The organism is Streptomyces sp. NPDC006332 (assembly GCF_040612855.1).
Taxonomy (GTDB): domain Bacteria; phylum Actinomycetota; class Actinomycetes; order Streptomycetales; family Streptomycetaceae; genus Streptomyces.
In genome coordinates this window covers 1-19,625 of the sequence record NZ_JBEXRA010000040.1, presented here as the reverse complement: position 1 = coordinate 19,625, position 19,625 = coordinate 1, and the positions used below count along the sequence as shown (strand labels likewise).

At 70.4% G+C, this 19,625-nt stretch carries 14 protein-coding genes; 10 read left to right on the top strand and 4 right to left on the bottom strand.

The window, feature by feature from the left end; all coding sequences use genetic code 11:
• The first annotated feature begins 180 nt into the window (after nt 1–180).
• From ABZ027_RS29810 to ABZ027_RS29780, 7 genes are all read left to right on the top strand, one after another.
• Nucleotides 181–1,446 (top strand): sugar ABC transporter substrate-binding protein, encoded by a 1,266-nt coding sequence (locus tag ABZ027_RS29810; RefSeq protein ID WP_356773685.1) that lies wholly within the window; start codon nt 181–183, stop codon nt 1,444–1,446.
• Between the two features lie 21 nt (nt 1,447–1,467).
• Entirely contained in the window at nt 1,468–2,433 is a 966-nt protein-coding gene (locus ABZ027_RS29805) for a sugar ABC transporter permease (RefSeq protein ID WP_356773684.1), read from the top strand.
• A gap of 8 nt (nt 2,434–2,441) precedes the next feature.
• Nucleotides 2,442–3,326, top strand: a complete 885-nt coding sequence (locus ABZ027_RS29800) for a carbohydrate ABC transporter permease (RefSeq protein ID WP_356773747.1) — start codon at nt 2,442–2,444, stop codon at nt 3,324–3,326.
• Nucleotides 3,327–3,338: 12 nt separating this feature from the next.
• Nucleotides 3,339–6,227 carry a glycoside hydrolase family 2 TIM barrel-domain containing protein gene (locus ABZ027_RS29795; RefSeq protein WP_356773683.1) on the top strand — a complete coding sequence of 963 codons (2,889 nt, stop codon included), beginning with the start codon at nt 3,339–3,341 and terminating at the stop codon, nt 6,225–6,227.
• Nucleotides 6,228–6,357: 130 nt separating this feature from the next.
• Nucleotides 6,358–7,353 carry an ATP-binding cassette domain-containing protein gene (locus ABZ027_RS29790; protein WP_356773682.1) on the top strand — a complete coding sequence of 332 codons (996 nt, stop codon included), beginning with the start codon at nt 6,358–6,360 and terminating at the stop codon, nt 7,351–7,353.
• Nucleotides 7,353–8,156 carry an ABC-2 family transporter protein gene (locus ABZ027_RS29785; protein ID WP_356773681.1) on the top strand — a complete coding sequence of 268 codons (804 nt, stop codon included), beginning with the start codon at nt 7,353–7,355 and terminating at the stop codon, nt 8,154–8,156. Before ABZ027_RS29790 ends, ABZ027_RS29785 begins: the two co-directional genes overlap by 1 nt.
• A 5-nt stretch (nt 8,157–8,161) precedes the next feature.
• The gene (locus ABZ027_RS29780) at nt 8,162–8,962 is read left to right on the top strand and encodes an ABC-2 family transporter protein (protein WP_356773746.1); all 801 of its coding nucleotides are present in this window, start codon (nt 8,162–8,164) and stop codon (nt 8,960–8,962) included.
• Nucleotides 8,963–8,973: 11 nt separating this feature from the next.
• Here ABZ027_RS29780 and ABZ027_RS29775 read toward each other — a convergent pair whose 3' ends face one another.
• Nucleotides 8,974–10,260, bottom strand: coding sequence for an MFS transporter (locus ABZ027_RS29775; RefSeq protein ID WP_356773680.1), 1,287 nt, complete (start codon nt 10,258–10,260; stop codon nt 8,974–8,976).
• Nucleotides 10,261–10,522: 262 nt separating this feature from the next.
• Nucleotides 10,523–11,956 (bottom strand): rifampin monooxygenase, encoded by a 1,434-nt coding sequence (gene rox, locus ABZ027_RS29770; protein ID WP_356773679.1) that lies wholly within the window; start codon nt 11,954–11,956, stop codon nt 10,523–10,525.
• Nucleotides 11,957–12,140: 184 nt separating this feature from the next.
• On the opposite strand from rox, the gene ABZ027_RS29765 reads away from it, so the two are divergent.
• Both ABZ027_RS29765 and ABZ027_RS29760 read left to right on the top strand, forming a co-directional pair.
• On the top strand, nt 12,141–13,460 hold the full coding sequence (locus ABZ027_RS29765) for a jacalin-like lectin (RefSeq protein ID WP_356773678.1): 1,320 nt from the start codon (nt 12,141–12,143) through the stop codon (nt 13,458–13,460).
• Between the two features lie 183 nt (nt 13,461–13,643).
• On the top strand, nt 13,644–14,228 hold the full coding sequence (locus ABZ027_RS29760; protein ID WP_356773677.1) for a WHG domain-containing protein: 585 nt from the start codon (nt 13,644–13,646) through the stop codon (nt 14,226–14,228).
• Nucleotides 14,229–14,298: 70 nt separating this feature from the next.
• On the opposite strand, the gene ABZ027_RS29755 is transcribed toward ABZ027_RS29760, so the two are convergent.
• A complete protein-coding gene (locus tag ABZ027_RS29755; protein ID WP_356773676.1) occupies nt 14,299–16,302 on the bottom strand; it encodes a PE-PGRS family protein in 2,004 nt (667 codons plus the stop codon).
• A gap of 5 nt (nt 16,303–16,307) precedes the next feature.
• Nucleotides 16,308–18,014, bottom strand: coding sequence for a DUF2264 domain-containing protein (locus tag ABZ027_RS29750; protein ID WP_356773675.1), 1,707 nt, complete (start codon nt 18,012–18,014; stop codon nt 16,308–16,310).
• A gap of 166 nt (nt 18,015–18,180) precedes the next feature.
• On the opposite strand from ABZ027_RS29750, the gene ABZ027_RS29745 reads away from it, so the two are divergent.
• Complete coding sequence (locus ABZ027_RS29745) at nt 18,181–19,407, top strand: cytochrome P450 (protein WP_356773674.1); 1,227 nt, start codon at nt 18,181–18,183, stop codon at nt 19,405–19,407.
• The last annotated feature ends 218 nt before the right edge of the window (nt 19,408–19,625 follow it).

The following is a 19,625-nucleotide window of genomic DNA, read 5'->3' as shown; positions in this document are numbered from 1 at the left end:
GGCGGCTCACCACCCCATGACGTCCGGTATCCCGAACATTACGCAACGCTTCGAACAGGCTTCGTCCAACCCCTTGCCGAAGCCTTAGCCGAAGGCTAGCGTCCCGCCACCGCACCACTTTTTGAGCCATTTCACGCTGAACGACAGAGCCGCAGCCGTACTCGAGACAAGGACGTCACCATGTCGGCATTGAGCAACAGCAGCTGGGACCGCCGGACCGTTCTGCGGGCCGCCCTGGGCCTGACCGCCGCCGGCGGTCTGGCCGCGTGCGGCGGCAACAACGGCCGCGGCGGCGGATCCGGGTCGGGCGTCAATCTGACGCAGTTCTTCCACGCGTACGGCGAGGCGGGCACCGAGCAGGCCATCAAGAAGTACGCCAAGGCCTACGACAAGGCCAACGTGACCACGCAGTGGATCACCAGCGCCGACTTCGAGAGCAAGCTCTTCGCCACCCTGCTCACCAAGAACGCGCCCGACCTCTTCGAGTTCCACCCGCAGATACAGATGATCAAGAGCGGTCAGGTGGCGGACCTGACCGACATCATCAACCCGGTCAAGGACGACTTCAACCCGGCCGACATCAAGTCGCACACGGTCGACGGGAAGATATACGGCGTCCGGATGATCGACGACCCGCAGTTCTTCTTCTACCGCAAGTCGATGCTGGAGAAGGCCAAAGTCGACGTGCCGACCACGCTCGACGAGCTGATGGAGGCCGCCGCCAAGCTCACCACCAGCAAGGTCAAGGGCCTGTACATGGGCAACGACCTGCACAGCGTCATCTTCCCGATGATCTGGTCGGCCGGCGCCGACACCCTCAACGAGAAGAACGAGATCGCCTACCACACCCCCGGCGTCATCGAGGGCATCAAGAAGATGCGCACTCTGTTCACCAGCGGCAACCTTCTCCTCGGCGCTCCGACCGAATCCTGGGACCCGTCCTCCTTCACCCAGGGCCTGTGTGCCATCCAGTTCTGCGGCATGTGGGCGATGCCGACGATCCAGGACGCGCTCGGCGACGACTGGGGCGTCTTCCCCTTCCCGAAGACCGTCGACTCCGGCAAGCAGTCGGTCTACAACGGCGGCTGGTCGATGTTCGTCAACGCCAAGGGCAAGAACGTCGACGCGGCCAAGGAGTACGTCAAGTGGCTGTGGATCGACCAGAAGAAGTACCAGGAGGAGTGGGCCACGTCCTTCGGCTTCCACATCCCGCCGCGCACCTCGATCGCGCAGTCCGCCACCAAGCTCAAGTCGGGCAACGCCGCTGAGGGCGTCAAGCTCTTCAACGAGTTCGGGCACTTCGACAACATCGGCTGGACCCAGGCCATGATCACCGCCCTTGAGGACGTCTTCGCCAACTCCGTCCGCAAGGACATGGCCCCGGAGAAGGCCCTCGACAGGGCCGACGCGGCCGTCAACCGCGAGCTCAAGAAGCTCTTCGGATAGACCGCGGGACGGATCAGCGACATGTCGACGACCAAGACGCGCGACCTCGCGCGCCCCGCCCCGGCCAAGGCCTCCCCGGCCAAGCCGCGGCGGGGTCTGCGGGGCAGCCCCACCTTCAACTTCTGGCTCTTCTGCGGGCCGTTCCTCATCGGTCTGGCGATCTTCGTCTACGCGCCGATCCTCTGGAGCCTCTGGCTCAGCTTCTTCGAGGCCCGCTTCACCGTCACACCCGACAAGTTCGTCGGCTTCGAGAACTACACGTACATGCTGACGAACGACGACTTCGTCGGCTCGCTCGGCACCTTCACCGCCTTCGCCGCGTTCATCGTGCCCACCACCTGGGCGCTTTCGCTGAGCCTGGCCCTGCTGGTGAACCGGCTGCGCTTCATGCGGGCGTTCTTCCGGTCGGTGTTCTTCCTGCCGACCGCGTGCAGTTATGTGGCCGCCTCGCTGATCTGGAAGATGTCCATCTTCAGCGGCGTCCGCTTCGGCCTGATGAACACGGTCCTCGGCTGGTTCGGGATCGAGAACATCGCCTGGCTGGCCGACCCCAATCCGCCCTGGTACTGGCTGGTCATCGTCACCGCGCGTCTGTGGCTGCAGTCCGGCTTCTACATGATCCTGTTCATCGCGGCGCTCCAGAACATCCCCGGCGAGCTGTACGAGGCCGCCGCGATCGACGGCGCCAAGCCGGGCTGGCAGACCTTCCGGTACATCACCCTGCCCCAGCTGCGCGCCACCTCCACCGCGGTGATCCTCCTGCTGCTCATCGCCGCCTACCAGGCCTTCGACGAGTTCTTCAACCTCCTGTCGAAGACCACATGGGGCCGCCCACCCCTCGTCGAGCTGTACTACAAGGCCCTCGGTGAGAGCCAGGACTACGGTTCCGGCAGCGCGGGCGCGGTCATCCTGACCGTGTTGATCTGTGCCGTGACCCTGCTCCAGGGCAAGTTCATGGGCTTCGGAAGGGGGGACGAGTCCAAGTGACCACCACGATGCCCGAGGTGCGGGAACCCGCACCGCCGTCAGACAAGTCCCGCCGTGACAAGCGCGGTGGCGGCGTGATGAGCTCCACCGGCCTCTACATCGCCACCGGGATCGCCACCTTCTTCTTCCTGATTCCGTTCTACCTGCTGATCCGCAACGCTCTCTCCACCGACGCCGAGATCACCGGAGAGAACTGGAAGTTCTTCCCCACGAACATCCAGTGGGGCAACATCAGCGAACTGTTCACCGACGAGACGGTGCCCTTCGCCCAGTCCCTGTGGAACTCGGCGATCGTGGCCACCCTGCACACCGCCGGCGTCCTGCTGGTGTGCTCCCTCGCGGGCTACGCTCTCGCCCGCATCCCGTACAAGCACGCCAACAAGGTCTTCTACGCCGTCCTGGGCACCCTGATGGTCCCAACGGCGGTCACCTTCGTTCCGAGCTTCGTACTGGTGTCGTCGCTCGGCTGGGTGGACACTTACCGAGGTCTCATCATTCCGGGGCTGTTCAGCGGCTTCACCTGCTTCCTGTTCCGGCAGTACTTCCTGGGGTTCCCCAAGGAGCTGGAGGAGGCGGCAAGGGTGGACGGGCTGGGCTACTGGGGTGCGTACTGGCGGATCGTGGTGCCGAACTCGCTGAACTTCTTCGCGGCGATGGCGACCATCACGTTCATCAACGGCTGGAACTCCTTCCTGTGGCCATTGGTCATCGGCCAGGACCCGGGCTCGTGGACCGTCCAGGTCGCGCTCTCCAACTACATGACCAACCAGACCGTCGTCTTCCATCTGATCTTCATGGCCACCGCCTTTTCCATATTGCCCCTGGTGTTCGTCTTCCTCTTCCTCCAGCGCTGGCTGGTGCAGGGGATCGCACAGACCGGCATCAAGGGCTGAGCAAGGAGACCGATGTCCTTCCGCACCACCCCCGCTGTCGACTACGTCGAGGACGTCTCGCCGGGCAGCGGGGCGCTCCCGCCCCGTGCCTGGTACGCGTCCTCGGATGCCGCGTCGCTGTCGCTGAACGGCAGCTGGCGCCTGCGGCTGTCGGCCACGGCCGACGCCGAGGACGACTCGTTCGCCGAGGAAGGCTACGACGCCGGGGGCTGGGCGGAGATCACCGTCCCTGGGCACTGGGTCCTGCAGGGCGACGGTGCCTTCGGGGCGCCGATCTACACCAACGTCCTCTACCCCTTCCCGGTGGACCCGCCGCACGTCCCGACCGAGAACCCGACCGGTGACCATCTGCGGGACTTCGACCTGCCGTCCGACTGGCCCGCGGACGGCGGGACGGTGCTCCGTTTCGACGGCGTGGAGTCCTGCGCCAGGGTCTGGCTGAACGGCACGGACATCGGTGAGTTCAAGGGCTCGCGGCTGGCGCACGAGTTCGCGGTCGGCCATCTCCTGAAGCCGGGCCGGAACGTGCTCGCGGTCCGTGTCCACCAGTGGTCGGCGGGCTCGTACCTGGAGGACCAGGACCAGTGGTGGCTGCCGGGCATCTTCCGTGACGTGACGCTGCTGCACCGCCCGGCGGGCGGTGTGCTCGACCACTTCGTGCACGCCTCCTACGACCACACCAGCGGCGAGGGCACCCTGCGTGTCGACTCCGACGTCGACGGCCGGGTGCTGGTGCCGGCGCTGGGCATCGACGTCGCGACCGGTGAGGCGGTCACCGTCGGGGTGCTGCCGTGGACCGCGGAGACCCCGAAGCTGTACGACGGCGAGCTGGTGACCGAGGGCGAGCGGGTGCCCCTGCGCATCGGTTTCCGTACCGTCGTGCTCGAGGACGGTCTGATCAAGGTCAACGGCACGCCGGTGCTCTTCAAGGGCGTCAACCGGCACGAGTGGCACCCGGAGCGGGGCCGCGCGCTCGACCTGGAGACCATGCGCGAGGACGTGCTGCTGATGAAGCGGCACAACATCAACGCCGTCCGCACCTCGCACTACCCGCCGCACCCGGCCTTCCTCGACCTGTGCGACGAGTACGGCCTGTGGGTCGTCGACGAGTGCGACCTGGAGACCCACGGGTTCGTCGAGCAGGACTGGCGCGACAACCCCGTGGACGACGACCGCTGGACCCCGGCCCTGCTGGACCGCGCGGCCCGCATGGTCGAGCGGGACAAGAACCACCCGTCGATCGTCTTCTGGTCCCTGGGCAACGAGGCCGGCACCGGCCGCGGCCTGACCGCGATGGCCGAGTGGATCCACGGCCGGGACTCCTCGCGGCTCGTGCACTACGAGGGCGACTGGAGCTGCCGCGACACCGACGTGTACTCGCGGATGTACGCCTTCCACGACGAGGTCGAGCAGATCGGCCGGCGCACGGACGGCGGCACCAAGAAGCGACGCCAGCTTCCCTTCATCCAGTGCGAGTACGGCCATGCCATGGGCAACGGCCCCGGCGGGCTCCTGGACTACCAGCGGCTGTTCGAGAAGTACGACCGGCTGCAGGGCGGCTTCATCTGGGAGTGGATCGACCACGGCATCAAGCACCCCGAGCTGGGCTACGCCTACGGCGGTGACTTCGGTGAGGAGCTGCACGACGGCAACTTCGTCTGCGACGGACTGCTCTTCCCGGACCGGCGGCCCTCCCCCGGCCTGGTCGAGTACAAGAAGGTCATCGAGCCGGTCCGCATCGACGGCGGCGGCGACGGCACCGTCCGCGTGACCAACCGGCACGACTTCGCCGACCTGTCCGCGCTGGTCTTCGAGTGGTCGTACCAGGTGGACGGCGAGGTGATCGAGGCCGGGACGCTGAACGTGCCCGCGCTGGCGGCGGGCGAGTCGGTCGACGTGAAGCTGCCGGAGCCGCCCGCCCAGACCCCCGGCGGGGAGTCCGGGTGGACGGTACGGGCGCTGCTGGCGGCCGACACCGCATGGGCGGCGAAGGGCCATGTGGTCGCCTGGGGCCAGGTCGCGGAGGCCGCCCGCCCGGTGCCCTCCCTCACGGCCACCGACCGGCCGGTGCCCGACGAGCGGCTGATCACGCTCGGCCCGGCCTCCTTCGACGCCCGGACCGGTGCGCCGCGCACCATCGGCGGGGTCACGGTCGAGGGCCTCCGGCTGGACGTGTGGCGGGCGACCACCGACAACGACGACGGCACGGAGTGGCGGACCGGCACTCAATACAGCGCGCTGTGGCGGAAGCTGGGCCTGCACCGCATGCGGCACCGGCTGGTGTCCGTGGAGCCGGGCGAGGACGCCCTGACGGTACGGACCCGGGTGGCGCCCGCCGCCGCCGAGGTCGGTCTGAGCACCGTCTACCGCTGGACCTCGGACGGCGAGCGGCTGCGGCTGACCGTGTCGGTGACCCCGGAGGGCGAGTGGACGCTGCCCCTGCCCCGGCTCGGCGTCCGCCTCGGGCTGCCGGGCTCGACGGACCGGGTGCGCTGGTTCGGCGGCGGCCCCGGCGAGGCCTACCCGGACACCAGGTCGGCCTCGATGACGGGCCGCTGGGAGTCCTCGGTCGACGAGCTGCAGACGCCGTACGTGCGCCCGCAGGAGAACGGGGCCCGGGCCGACGTCCGCTGGGTGGAGCTCGGCGGCCTCCGGGTCGAGGGTGACCCGGAGTTCTGGTTCAGCGCCCGGCGGTGGACCACCGAGCAGCTGGACGCGGCCTCGCACCGCACCGACCTCGAGGCCGGCGACACGGTGTGGGTGAACCTCGACCACGGCCTGAACGGCGTGGGTTCGCAGTCCTGCGGGCCCGGCCCGCTGCCGCAGTACCTGCTGCGCGCCGAGCCGGCCGAGTTCTCGTTCGTGTTCTCCGCGGTCGACCAGGGGCCGGACAGGCATTAGTCCAATTCGTTGATCCATAAATCCATTGACCGATTGATCGACATTCTGCAACGGTCTTGATGTGCCCCGCGGCCGGTCGGCCCTCCAAACCGACCGGCCGCATCTCATGCTCAGCAAGGGAGTACACAGCGTGAGCGGAAGCATCGAGGTCCGTGGCCTGTCCCGCGTCTTCCACACCAGCGTCCGCCGCCCCGGTCTCACGGGCACGCTGCGGTCCCTGGTCAATCCGGAACGGGTCGCCAAGCACGCCGTCTCGGACATCACCTTCGACGTCGCCCCCGGCGAACTCCTCGCCCTGCTCGGCCCGAACGGCGCCGGAAAGTCCACCACCATCAAGATGCTCACCGGCATCCTCACGCCGAGCTCCGGCGAGGCGAGGGTGGCGGGCCTGGTGCCGTACCGGGAGCGCGAGCGCAACGCCCGCAACATCGGGGCGGTGTTCGGGCAGCGCACGCAGCTGTGGTGGGACCTGCCGGTGCGTGAGTCGTTCGCGATCCTCAGGGACATCTACGAGGTGCCGAAGGCCCAACACGCGGCCCGTCTCAAGGAGTTCGACGACCTGCTGGACCTGTCGTCGTTCTGGGACACCCGGGTGCGTCACCTCTCCCTCGGCCAGCGCGTCCGCAGCGATCTCGCCGCCGCCCTGCTGCACGACCCGCAGGTCGTCTTCCTCGACGAACCCACCATCGGCATGGACGTGGTCGTCAAGGAGCAGGTACGGGAGTTCCTGCGCCACCAGGTCGAGGAACGCGGCCGTACCGTCCTGTTGACCACGCACGACATGACCGAGGTCGAGCGGCTCGCCGAACGGGTCATCCTGATCAACCACGGCAGGCTCGTCCTGGACGGCGGCCTCGACGAGATACGCCGCACGTTCGGCTCGACCTGGCAGGTCCGGGCGACCCTCGCCGACGCGCACACCGAGGTCGCGGCGCTGCCCGGGATCGCGGTGCTGCGACACGAGGGCCCGCAGGTCGTGTTCGGTCCCGACGGACCCGACGCGCCGTCCGTGCACCAGGCGCTGAAGGCGGTCATCGAGCGGTACGAGGTGACCGGCGTCGCCATCGACGAGGCGGACCTCGAGGACGTGATGCGGACCGCCTACGCCCAGGCGGGGGCGGTGTGATGGCCGTACTCCACGCCTGGCGCACCGCCCGGGTCACCCCGCTCGGCGAGCTGCACACCCCGCCCCGGATGACCGCCGTGCTGCTGAGGCTGACCGTGCAGGTGGTGCTGGTGGCCTCGCTGTGGCACGGCCTGTACGAGCACACCGGCACCACCGCGGGCCTCGACCGGGACCAGGCGGTCACCTACGCCGTGCTGGCCGTACTGGCTTCCCGGCTGCGGGAGTTGGACCAGTTCTCGGGCCGGGACACCGTCATCCAGCACATGCACTACGGCACCATCGTGTACTGGTACCTGCGCCCGCTGCCGCCCCGGCGCTACTACGCCCTGCGCGCCCTCGGGGAGCAGCTGTACGGGTTCGCGTGGGCGCTGGGCGGATACGTGCTGTGCCTCGCCGCGGGCGTCGTCGAGCCGCCCGCGTCGGCGGCGGTGGCGGGGGTGTTCGCGCTGAGTCTGCTGCTCGGCCAGTGGGTGCTGTACTACATCATGCTCGCCACGGACCAGTGGTGTTTCTGGGCGTTGCGCAACAACGCCGCGATCTTGATCCTGATCTTCGCGCAGAACCTGCTGTCCGGGGTGTACGCGCCGTTGTGGTTCTTCCCCGACTGGTTCGTCACCCTCAGCTCGTTCATGCCGTTCCAGGCGACGCTGAGTGTGCCGCTGTCGCTGTACATCGGCCGTATCCCGCTGTCGGACGCGGCCGGCCAGCTGGCGATCCAGGCCGCCTGGGTCGCGCTGCTGGCGCTGTTCACCCGGTTCCTGTGGCACCGCGCCGCCCGCCGTGTCATCTCCCAGGGAGGCTGATGCCCATGCATGCCGTCCGCATCGCGTGGCGTGTGACGCGTCTGAACTTCCGGGCGCAGCTGGAGTACCGCTCCGAGTTCCTGCTGATGGTGGCGATCGGCGCGATCTGGCAGGTGTCCGTGATCGTCTTCGCGACGGTGCTGCTGACCCGGTTCACCGGGATGGGCGGCTGGGGCAGCTCGGAGGTGCTGCTGATACCGGCGACGCGCATGCTCGCGCACGGATTGTTCGTCCTGGTGCTGGGCCGGATGCACGGCGCCGGCCGGTTGATCCAGGAAGGCATGATCGACGCCTATCTCCTCCGTCCGATGCCGGTGCACCGTCAGGTCCAGCTCTCCTACTTCCCCACCAACGCGATCGGTGACCTGACCGTCGCGGTCGGTCTGATGGCGGGCGCGCTCAGCCGCAGCGAGCTGGAGTGGACGGCGGGCCGGACCTCGTACCTGATCGCCGCGATCCTCGGCGGCATGCTCCTGGAGGCGGCCCTGTTCACGGCGGTGGCCTGTGCCTCACTGCGCTTCCCGGCCGCCGACTACTGGGGCCGCTGGCTGGAGGAACTGCTCGGCACCTTCGGCAGCTATCCGCTGAACGTGCTGCCGAAAGCGGTCGGCGGTTTCCTGACGTTCGGTCTTCCGCTGGCGTTCGTCGCGTACTTCCCGGCCGCCGTCCTCACCGGCCACGGCCACGACACCGGCGTCCCGTACTGGCTGGCGGCGGCCTCCCCGTTGCTGGGCGTGCTGGCGTATCTGGGGGCGCGACTGCTGTGGCGGCGGAGCCTGGCGCACTACGCGGGCGTGAACGGGTGAGGGCGGCGGCCTCAGTTCGGGTCCGACCGCCGGATCGGCGTGAACAGGGCGGCCACCGCGATCAGTACGCAGCAGCCGCCGGCGACCAGGCCGACCGGTGCCGTGCCCTGCCGGTCCGCCGTCCAGGTCAGGACGGCCGCGCCGATCGGGGCCGCGGCGTACTGGAGGGTCCAGAAGGCTGAGGTGACGCGGCCCAGGAGCGGTTCCGGGGTCACTTCCTGGCGCAGGGACATGGAGCAGGTGCCCGCGATGGCGACGGAGGCGAGGAAGGCCGCCGTCAGGGCCGCGACGGCGGGCACGTCGCCGGCCCAGCCCAGGCCCGCGAAGGCGAGCCCGCTCACCGCGACCGCGACCGTCCAGGTCGGGCCGAAGCCGAGCCGACGGCGGACCCGGGCGACCAGCAGGGCGCCGGTGATGGTGCCGAGGGCGCCGACGGCCATGACGGTGCCGACCGTGCCGTCGTCGTGACCGAGGTCGTGCTTGAGGTGGTAGATGACCAGGTCGTTGAGGCCGAGGGTGAGGAAGCTGAAGACGAACAGCAGGGCGGTGAGCGAGCGCAGCACCGGATGGCCGGCCAGGAACGCGATCCCGGCGCGCAGGTCCTGCCACAGGCTCGTCCGCTGCGCCGGGGCGCCGTCGTCCCCGGAGCGCGCCGCGAACCGTACGAGGAGCAGGCAGGCCGCCGAGACGCCGAAGCTGGCCGCGTCCACTCCCACGGCTGCGGCCGGGCCGGACCAGGCGGCCACCACTCCCGCGCCCACCGGTCCGAGGACGCCGGCCGCCGCGGCGGTCGCGTTCAGCCGGCCGTTGGCCTCCGTGAGCTGTCCGGTGCCGACCAGGCCGCGGACGACGGTGACATAGCCGACGGCGAACAGCATGCCGACGGCCTCGCACAGCGGCAGGACCACGTAGAGCAGCCAGACCCGCGGTCCGAACAGCCACACCAGCGGGATCACCCCGTACAGCACCATGCGCACCAGGTCGCAGACGATGAGCAGACGACGGCGGTCGACACGGTCCACCAGGGCCCCGGCGAACACGGCCGCCAGCACGGAGGCCGCTCCGCCGACCGCCGTGAGCAGGCCCATCCGGGCGAGTGAGCCGGTGGCCTGGAGCACCAGCAGCGGCAGGGCGATCAGGGCGAAGGAGTCGCCGAGGACGGACAGGGTCTGCGCGGCCCAGAAGATCCCGAAGTCCCGCTGCCGCCACAGGGGGCGCGATGTGCCGGGCGGGTCCGGCCGGGAGCCGCGCGGTGTCCGGCTGCCGGGTTCCTCGGCGCGTCGTGCCTCGTGCGTCATGCCCCTCCCCGTGTCCACGGCAACCTCATGGCGGCCGTGGCGTCACCGGGCCGCCGACCGGTACTCCAACGCCGGTACGGGGCAGGTGAGTTTGCGGTCGTCGCAACACGGCGAGCGACACCGCCGCCGCCAGGTCAGGCTGCCGGGCGGCTGCCCGGACCGCAACCGCATTTACCTTGACGACCGATGCCGCGACCGGGACGAGGTGCGACCGACGCCACCGGCTCCGGTACGGCGAGACGGGCGGCGGTCAGTTGCTCGTTCAGTCCGCCGCGGCACCGAACCACCGGGGCAGCTGGCCGAGCAGCTCCGCCTGGTCCTCGCCGACCCACGCCACGTGGCCGTCCGGCCGCAGCAGCACCGCGGGCACGTCCAGTTCCGCGCTGGCCTCGACGACGTGGTCGACCCGATCCGCCCAGCCCGCCACCGAGAGCCGGCCGGTCCGGTCGAGCAGGAGTCCGCGGCCGTCGTGCATCAGCTCGTACAGCCGCCCACGCCTCAGCCCCACGTCCCGCATCCGGCGACCGAGCAGCTCATGGCCCTCGCCGACGTCGTAGCGGACGTCGATCGCGGTGATCATCCCGGTCACGTACCGGTTCACCTTCTCGAAGTCCATCAGCGTCGAGAACAGCTCGCGCAGCGCGGTCGCACCCGGCTCGGACCCCAGCAGCGTGATCTGGGCGCGGGTGTTGTCCAGCACGCGGGCGCCCACCGGGTGCCGTTCGGCGTGATAGGTGTCCAACAGCCCTTGCGGTGCCCAGCCGTTGACTGCGGCGGCCAGCTTCCAGCCGAGGTTGAACGCGTCCTGCACCCCGAGGTTGAGCCCCTGGCCGCCGGTCGGAGGGTGGATGTGCGCGGCGTCGCCCGCCAGCAGCACCCGGCCGACCCGATACCGATCGGCCTGCCGGGTCGCGTCGCCGAACCGGGACAGCCAGCGCGGCGAGTGCACGCCGAAGTCGGTGCCCGCGACCGCCCGCAGCCGCTGCTTGAACTCCTCCAGGGTGGGAGCGGCCGCACGGTCCTCGGCCACACCGTCGGCGGGCACGACGACCCGCCACACCCCGTCGGCGGTGGGACTGACACCGAACCGCAGGTGCGTCGTGCGGACTTCCTCGACCACGGCGGCGATCGTCGCCGGATCCTCGGTCACCTCCATCTCACCCAGCAGCGTCTCGACCGTGGAGGGCTCACCGGGGAAACCGACGCCGAGCAGCTTGCGCACCACGCTGCGGCCGCCGTCGCACCCGACGAGGTAGCGGGAGCGCAGCCGCGTGCCGTCCGCGAGCTCGACGCTCACCCCGGCCCCCTCGTCGCCCTGACGCAGTCCGACCACTTCGCGGCCACGCCGGATCTCGGTGCCGAGTTCGAGGGCGCGCTCACCCAGCAACCGTTCGGTGGCCGGCTGCGGGATGGCGACGCCGTACGGGTGCGCGGTGTCCAGGCCATCCGGCCACGGCTTCCTGATGCCGCCGAAGAATCCGCCGGCCTGGAACGTCTCACTGACCGCGAGGAACCGGTCCAGCAGGCCCCGCTGGTCCATCATCTCGACGCTGCGCGCGTGCAGTCCCTGCCCGCGGGACTGCCGGGTCGGCTCGCTCAACTTCTCCAGCACGACCACCCGCACACCGTGCAGCCGCAACTCGCAGGCCAGCATCAGACCGGTCGGTCCACCCCCGGCGATGATCACGTCGATCATCGCGCCCCCCAACTCGACGCAAACGTCGGATTCTTGGCCGGCCAGTCACGCGGATTCCGGCTCCGGCGGCTGATTCTCTCTCACTGTTTCCCCAACTACCCTTGCCCGTCACACTGTTGCCGGGGAACCTGAGCACCGTTCATCTTCCGTCCCCGCTTCCTCCCATCGGAGAGAGACCCCCACCATGAGACGACTCCTGGGCGCCCTCGCGGCCGCCGCGCTGGCCGTGACCGGCCTCGCCGCCACCGGCACGACACCCGCGGCGGCCGCCACCACCGGCACGTTCAACGTCCTTACGTACAATGTCGCAGGCCTCCCCGAGGGCCTCAGCTCCGGCCACCCGCAGAAGAACACCCCCCTGATCTCCCCGCGCCTGGCGGCGTACGACATCGTGAACGTCCAGGAGGACTTCAACTACCACGCGGCCCTCTACGCCGGGGACAACCACCCCTACCGCACCGCGACGAGCGGCGGCGTGCCGTTCGGCGACGGCCTCAACACCCTCTCCGACTACGCCTTCGAGGACTTCGAGCGGGTGAAGTGGAACAAGTGCACCGGCACCAACTGCCTGACCCCGAAGGGCTTTTCGCTGGCCCGGGTGCGGCTCGCCGAAGGCGTCTTCGTGGACCTCTACAACGTCCACACCAACGCGGACGACACGGACGACGCGCTGGCCGCCCGCAGGGCCAACGTGGAGCAGCTGTCCGACTTCATCCAGGCCAACTCCGCGGGCAACGCGGTGATCGTCATGGGCGACACGAACACCCGGTACACCCGCGCCGGTGACAACATCCGCACCCTGGCCGACGAGAACGGCCTGACCGACGCGTGGGTGCAGCTGGCGAAGGGCGGCGCCCGGCCGACGCAGGGCGGGGACGCGCTGCTGTGCCCGACCACGGCACCGACCAACGGCTGCGAGGTGGTGGACAAGGTCCTCTACCGCGGCAGCAAGCTGTTCTCGCTCTCGGCCACGCGCTACGACAACGAGTGGGCGTCGTTCCTCGACTCGGCCGGCGGCAACCTGTCGGACCACTTCCCGCACACGGTCGGCTTCTCCTACACCCTCAACTCGTCCCTGACGGCCAGCGACTTCGTCGGCGGACCGCACGGCACGGCGTTCAACGACTCCGACGACCTGCCCGCGGCCCCCTCCCCCCGCACCCTGACCCTGCGCGGCAGTTCCCGCCTCGACGCGCTGTCCCTCACCCTCGACGGCGGTACGGTCCTCTCGCACGGCGGCACGGGCGGCACCGCGACGTCCCTGACCCTCGCCCCCGGTGAGCACCTCACCTCGGTGAAGCTGACCCAGGGCCAGAAGGACAGCCGGACCCGGATCTTCTCGGCGGCCTTCACCACCGACAAGGGCCGCTCGCTGACCTCCGGTACGCCCACCACCGACACCAGGACGTTCACGGCTCCGCCGGGCCGGCAGATCGTCGGGTTCACCGGTCGGGCGGGCGACGAGATCGACAAGCTCGGAGTCGTGTACGCGCCCATCGGCTGACGCGCCTTCCCTCCCCGACCTCCACCGCGAGCACGCCGGGCTTCTCGGTGTCCTCCTCCAACGCCGGTAACCCCCAGCCGGCTCGGGAACGAGACGTGGATCTTCCGCGCGCACAACGCCACGGGCGCCCTCCCCAGGACATAACCTAGAGCCCCTAGGAAATCATCAAGTCCCGAGGTGCCCATGCCCCGAGCCGGCCTCACCCCCGACCGTGTCACCGCGGCCGCCGCCGACCTCGCCGACGAGGTCGGCTTCGACCACGTCAGTCTCTCCGCGCTCGCCCGCCACTTCGGGGTGAAGGACGCCAGCCTGTACTCGCACGTCAAGAACCTCCAGGACCTGCGCACCCGGCTCGCCCTGCTGGCCGGGGGCGAGATGATCGACCGGATCGCCCTGGCCGTCGCGGGGCGGTCCGGGAAGGAAGCGCTCGTCGCCTTCGCCGGCGCGTACCGGGAGTACGCGCTCGCGCACCCCGGACGCTACGCGGCCACCCAGATCCGCATCGACCAGTCCCTCGTCGCCGACTCGCCCGCCCTGCGCCGAACCGCCGAGATCACGTACGGCATGCTGCGCGCCTACGGCCTCGACGAGCCCGACCTCACCGACGCCGTACGTCTGTTGCGGGCCACCTTCCACGGCTACTGCGCCCTGGAGTCCACCGGCGGCTTCGGCGCACCCCGGGACGTACGGGCGTCCTGGGACAGGGCGATCGACGCGCTGCACATCACGCTCGAACACTGGCCCGGCGAGTCGAAGAGCGGTGGCTGAGGAACAGCTCCACCGCGTACGACGTCCTCGCCGGGCCTACCCGACCTGACGAGCCCGCGCATGGCCCGCCTCACTCCCTGACCACAGAACCCCCAGGTCCGCTCATCCGCTCGGTCATCCGGCGTACGGCCTCGACGGGCAGCCCCGGATTCTGGGCCGCGTCCTCCGCGGTGCCCGTGTCCCGCAGCAGCCGGACCAGCACCCGAACCGGCAGCCCGGGGTGGCGGGCGGCTGCCCCGCGTATGTGGTCGTGCGGGTCCTCCAGCAGGAGGACCACACACTCGGCGGGCAGTCGCGGGTCGGTCGCGGCGCGGTACCGTACCTCCGCGCTCGGGTCCCGGCTGAGCCGCGCCACCAGTTCGGGCGTCGATTCCGGGTCGTCCGGGGCCAGCCTGCGCATGCGTGGGTTCGGGTCGTCGGCGTGGCGCAGCAGGTCGTGGCGGGGGAAGTTCGGGTGGCCGCGTGGACGGTCGGGGAAGGTGAGGCTTCCGTCCCACCACTGCCACACTGCCATGAGCATGTCCGCGGGGGCGTCGTCGCAGGATTCGGCGAGGAAGAGCTGGACGATCCGGTCCTCGTCGCGGGCGAGGCGGGCGACGACGTCCGGCGGCAGGTGCCGGGCCCGAGCGACGCTCCTGCGGACCAGGGGGTGGGAGGATGCGGCCAGGCGACGCATGGCGTCGTCGTCATGGTGCAGTTCCTTGACCCACGCCAGGGTGTGGGCGCGCGCGTGCGGTGCGAAGTCGATGGGGATGCGGGCGCGTTGTTCCTCCGTGAGGTCGGCGCGGATCGACACCGCGTACCGGACCTCGGCGTCCGGATCCGCGGCGAGAAGTTCGACCAGGTCCGGGTCCAGGCGCGGGTTGTTGGCGAGGGAGCGGCGCTCGGCCGGTTCACCGTGCCGTGCCAGGTGTGCGGCGAGTTCGCGCGCCAGGCGACACCTCTGCAGCACGTCCGTCTTGAGGTTCTGCGCTTCGTACACCGAGCGGGGCATGGGGTGGAGCTGGTGGTGCAGCAGCAGGGCCCGCGCCCGCACCGTGTCGTGCGGGTCGGTCAGGAGCGCCTCGCGTGCCGGGGCGTCGAGGTGCGGCCAGGCCGGCTCGCAGACCGCGGCCCGCACCTCGCCGTCGGGGTCGGCGGCCAGATCCCGCGCCAGGGAAGGGGCCAGTCCCTTGAGGCGGGCGGTCTCCGCACGGACGCGTGCGGAGGGGTCGGTGGCGAGCTTCTGGTAGGTGTCCTGGGTGAGTTCGGCCCACCGTTCCGCGGCCAGCATCACGAGAATCCACCGGCGGCGCTCGTCCCGTTCGCCGAGGATCAGCCGGGCCCACTGGTCGGGGTTGATGTTGGGCTGGCACTCGGCGGCGAACTGCCGGCGCTTCCAGTCCGGGTCGGCCAGAACCGCGTCCACGACCGCCGTCGGCATCGGGCTGTACATGGCGTAATGGGACCTGTGCAGCAGTCGGACGCGGAGCTCGTCCGGGGTCACCGAGTTGCGCGACAGTCCCAGAGCCCACGCGTCCAGCAGCTTCTGCGTCGGTCCGGGCCCTTCGAGGAGCGAGGCCCAGGCAGCGGCACGTTCCTGAGGTGTCTCCCGGGCCGCCGCCCGCGCCGCCGCCTCCTGCCGCTCCTTGATCCGGTCCTCGGCGACCAGCCACACGTCGTACTCCTCGACCGTGGCGGCCACCAGGGCGTCCCCGTCAAGCGACAGCGTGACGAACTCCGGCTGCCCGGGCCGCTCGCCCAGCACCCCGGCAAGGTCCCAGTCGGCGGTGAGCCTGACCCGGGTCCAGGTGCCGGGCGTACCGCACGAGCAGGTGCCGGCGACGCCGATCAGGAACACGCCGTCCCCGTCGAGGACCCCGGCGTCGGTCGCCAGCCGGTGCCACTCCCGGTTGACGGCGTCGACCAGATCGGGCCGGTCGGTCCGGACGGTCGCGGTCGGCTCGGTCTCGAACCCGATCACCCGCCTGAACGCCAGCGACGGCGGCGGTACCTCCTCGGTGCGCCAGGCACCGGCGATCTCCAGCCCGGCCCGTCGTAAAAGATCGAACGTCTCGTCTCTCCCACGCCCCACGGAGCTCATCCCTCCCGACGGGCCGACGCGGCCTCGACCCGCGCTCCCGAGTCGTCCAGCCGGATCCGCACCTCGTCCCCCTCGCTCCAGCGGACCGTCAACTCGCCCGCGCCGTTCGCCCGTACCGCCACCGTCTCCGCCAGCGGGCGGGGGTCCGGTTCGGCGGTGATGCGGGCCAGCGCGACGAAGAGCGTGTCGCCGTCCCCGGTGACGCCCGCGAGGTGCTCGCCGAGGCCGACGACGGGCTCCAGATCCGCCCGCACGCCCGCACCGGCCGCCCATCCCGTGAGCCGGACCGGCGTCCCCGGCGCTACCCCCGCCACCAGATGAACGCGTACTTCCACGGCTCCGCGCGCCAGCACGACGCTCGTCACCCGTGCTCCCCCGCCGGCGGTGTGCCGGGACGCCGCCCACCCGTCCCCGGCTCCCAGCGGCTCGATCCCGGTTCGGCTCGGATCGTCCCCGACGAACACGCTGTTGTCGTACGACGGTGCGGGCGTCGTCACCGTCGAGTACGCGAGGCGTGTGTAGTACGGGTCGTAGCGGACGTCCTCGCTGCCGTGGTTGTGCAGGCGGACGAGCCCGTCCGAACGCGTGGACTGGAGAAGCCAGTTGGGCGGTGCGAGGGACGTCACAGCGTCCGCCCCCTCGACCGGGGCCGGTTCCTCCGGGGCCGTCCACACCGGGTGGTCCGGCGGCAGCAGCAGCCCGAGGAAGCCCTTGCTCGCCCAGTACGGGGAGGCGGGACCCGAGTAGCCCTGCAGGACGGCCGGGTCGGGGCCGTGCCAGCCGAGGGTCAGCAGCCCGCGCTCGTCGACCGCACCGCGCTCCAGGAAGTACCTGAGCGCTCCGGAGGCCAGCCGTCGGGTCTGACCGGATGTCAGCGGCGTACGGCCGGTCAGTGCGCCGAGCCACAGCGGGGCCGTCGTCGCGAAGCGGTACGTCAGCGAGCGGCCCTGGTGCATGGGGGCGCCGTCGCCGCCGAACAGGCGGGCGTAGTCGGTGAGATGACGTTCCAGACGGCCGCCGTAGAGGTCGAGCAGCGCGGTGTCGTTCGCGAGCCAGGCGTGCAGCACCGGGTACAGGTGCATGGCCCAGCCGTTGTAGTAGTCGAACTTGCGGCCGTCGCCGTCCGTGTACCAGCCGTCGCCGACGTACCACTGCTCGATCTGCTCCAGGCCGCGGTCGACGGCCTGGCGGGCGGCTTCGGGCCGGTGGCCGATCTCCGCCAGGAATCCGCCGACCGTGACCGGGAACAACTCCCAGTTGCAGGGCCAGGGTTCGGCGGTCAGCGCGTCGCCGAGCCAGGCCGCGGTCCGCTGCCGTACGCCGTCGTCGAGCCGGTCCCACAGCGACTGCCGGGTGAGGCGGAGCGCGAGGGCGATCGACGCGGCCTCGACCAGGGGCTGGGAACGGTCCTCGATGCGGGGCCAGACCCCGGACACCCCGGCCGCGAGTCCGTCGGCGTACCGCTGCAGCGCCGTCTCGTCCCGGCGGAAGGCTGCCAGCAGCAGGGTCCGCGCGTAGCCCTCCAGGCCGTCGGAGAGGGTGCCGGACCAGCTCTCACGGTCCCCGGGGAAGTGGTAGAGGGCGCGGTCCTCGGTGGCGTACGGCTCCACGGCGGCCAGCAGGGCGTCGGCGGCGGACTCCCAGTGGGCGCGCGTGTAGCCGGTGCGCGGGCTGACGGAGCGGTCGTCGGGAGGGAGCTGCATCGTGTCCCTTTCTCAGCGGGCGGACGTTGCCTGTCGCGGCACCGGCCGGCGGATCAGCTTCTCAGCACGTGATCCTTCACCAGAGCCGCACCGGCTGCCACTCTGGCCCGGACATGGATGAAATAGCCTTGCGCCATACCCCGGTTGCTGACCTCAGGGAGTTCCCATGTCCACCGCCCAGCAGGTCCCCGACATCCTCTCGCCCGAGTTCGCAGCGGATCCGTACCCGGCCTACCGGGTGATGCGCGAAGACGCCCCACTGATCTGGCACCAGGCCACCGAGAGCTACATCATCTCGCGCTACGAGGACGTGGAGCGCGTCTTCAAGGACAAGGCAGGCGAGTTCACCACCGACAACTACGACTGGCAGATCGAGCCCGTACACGGCAAGACGATCCTCCAGCTCAGCGGGCGGGAGCACGCCGTGCGACGCGCACTGGTCGCCCCGGCCTTCCGCGGCAGCGACCTGCAGGAGAAGTTCCTGCCGGTGATCGAGCGCAACTCCCGTGAACTCATCGACGCTTTCCGGCACACCGGATCCGCCGACCTGGTCACCGACTACGCGACCCGCTTCCCCGTCAATGTGATCGCGGACATGCTGGGCCTCAGCAAGGCCGACCACGCCCGGTTCCACCGCTGGTACACCTCGGTCATCGCCTTCCTCGGCAACCTGTCGGGCGACCCGGAGGTGGCCGCGGCCGGCGAGCGGACCCGGGTGGAGTTCGCCGAGTACATGGTGCCGATCATCCGGGAACGCCGGGACAGCCTCGGTGACGACCTGCTGTCCACGCTGTGCGCCGCCGAGGTCGACGGTGTGCGGATGAGCGACGAGGACATCAAGGCCTTCTGCAGTCTGCTGCTCGCCGCGGGCGGCGAGACCACCGACAAGGCGATCGCCAGCATCTTCGCGAACCTCCTGGCGCACCCGGAGCAACTGGCGGCCGTACGGGAGGACCGCGGCCTGATAGCCCGCGCCTTCGCCGAGACGCTGCGCTACACACCGCCCGTCCACATGATCATGCGTCAGTCGGCGCACGAGGTCGCGCTCAGCGGCGGAACCATACCGGCGGGAGCCACCGTCACCTGCCTGATCGGCGCCGCCAACCGGGACGGCGACCGCTACCAGGACCCGGACCGCTTCGACATCTTCCGCGACGACCTGACGACGGCGACCGCCTTCTCGGCTGCCGCCGACCACCTCGCCTTCGCGCTCGGCCGGCACTTCTGCGTGGGGGCCCTGCTTGCCAAGGCCGAAGTGGAGATCGGTGTGGGCCAGCTCCTGGACGCCATGCCCGACCTGCGGTTCGCCGACGGCTTCGACCCCGTGGAACAGGGCGTCTTCACCCGGGGCCCGCAGTCCCTGCCGGTGCGGTTCACGCCCGTCACGGGCTGACCCGCCGCCGGTCGGACCGCGGGCTGCGGGCCGCGGCCCACCCGACGCCCGCGGTCCGTACCGGGGCCCGCAGCCGATGCGGGTCTGAGGCCGTTCTCGCCCGCGGGTGCATGGGTGGCTGGTCGCGCAGTTCCCCGCGCCCCTGGGTCGGACGTCTGAGGTCCCCTGCAAACTGGGCCCGAGTATGCCCACCTAGGGGCGCGGGGAACTGCGCGACC